Here is a 1496-nt window from a genome sequence, read left to right on the forward strand (position 1 = left end):
CGCCTAATGGGAGCTACGGAGCCGGGGAATGCTTGGTTCCGTAGCCGCCAGGAGGTGAGCACTATTGCCGCCGGAAGCACGGACTTCTGCTGTCAGACCGTGCCCCTGCTGGTGGCCGGGAGGCCAGACCGCTGATGGGGTGGCGTGCCCGCCCTGCGGGGCGTGAGCACTGGATCCATTAGGCCGCGCGCCGAGCCTTCCGCAGGCTACGCCGAAGGATCAGGAACGGACTTGGGGAGGGCTTGTTGCTGCTGATCGGTGACGACTGGGCCGAGGACCACCACGATATCGAGCTCCAGGACGAGGCCGGCCGCAAGCTGGCCGCCGCGACCTTACCCGAAGGCGTGACGGGTATCGGCCGGCTCCACGAACTCATCGCCCGTCACGGCGGTGAGCTGGAACCCGGGAAGGTGATCGTTGGCATCGAGACCGACCGGGGCTCGTGGGTTCAGGCCCTCATCGCCTCTGGCTACCAGGTCTACGCGATCAACCCCCGGCAAGTGGCCCGGTTCAAAGAGCGGTATGCCTCCTCCGGGGCCAAGAGCGACAAGGGCGACGCGCACGCGCTGGCCGACATGGTCCGCATCGACCGCGACCAGCTGCGGCCGGTGGCCGGGGACAGCGACCAGGCCCAGGCCGTCAAAGTCGTCGCCCGCGCCCACCAGACCCTGATCTGGGAACGAACTCGCACCTTTCAGCGGCTTCGCAGCACGCTGCGCGAGTACTTCCCCGCAGCCCTAAATGCCTACGCCGACCTCGCTCTGACCAGCACCGACGCGCTGGAACTGCTGATCAAGGCCCCCACGCCGGACACGGCGGTCAAACTGACCCGCACGCAGATCACCGCCGTCTTGACCCGCCAGCGCCGGCGCAACCGCGACGCGAAGGCGGCCACCATCCAGACCGCGCTTCGCGAACGACAGCTCGCACTGCCCGAGCCGGTCACCGCGGCCTACGCGGCCGCCGTGACCGCTCACGCGCGGCTGATCATCGCGCTGAACGAGCAGATCGCCGCGATGGAAGAAGAGGTGAAGGCCCATTTTCTGAACCACCCGGACGCGGAGATCTACCTCTCGATGCCCGGCATCGGAGAGATCACTGGTGCCCGGGTGCTCGCCGAGTTCGGAGACGACCCCGCCCGTTACGCCTCCGCGAAGGCCCGCAAGAACTACGCCGGCACCAGCCCCGTCACCCGCGCCTCCGGCAAGAGCCACACCGTCCAAGCCCGCTACGTCCGCAACAACCGACTCGCCGACGCCCTCCAGCGCCAGGCTTTCTGCGCACTGCAAGCATCCCCCGGCGCCCGCCGCTACTACGACAGACAACGCGCCCGCGACGTCGACTACAACCCCGCCCTGCGCCAGCTCGGCAACCGCCTCGTCGGCATCCTCCACGGGTGCCTCAAAGCCCGCACCTCCTACGACGAAGCAATCGCTTGGTCGCACCACGCACACCCCCAAGCCGCTTGACCTCAAACGGCATGGGGTGTCTGACAG

Annotated in this window: 1 protein-coding gene; it reads left to right on the top strand. The window is 68.1% G+C overall.

Features of this window, described 5'->3' with window-relative positions:
• The first annotated feature begins 245 nt into the window (after window positions 1-245).
• Window positions 246-1469, top strand: coding sequence for an IS110 family transposase (locus ACIQRL_RS40815; RefSeq protein WP_401341421.1), 1224 nt, complete (start codon window positions 246-248; stop codon window positions 1467-1469).
• Window positions 1470-1496: the final 27 nt, after the last annotated feature.

The organism is Streptomyces sp. NPDC091209 (assembly GCF_044757755.1).
Lineage (GTDB): Bacteria > Actinomycetota > Actinomycetes > Streptomycetales > Streptomycetaceae > Streptomyces.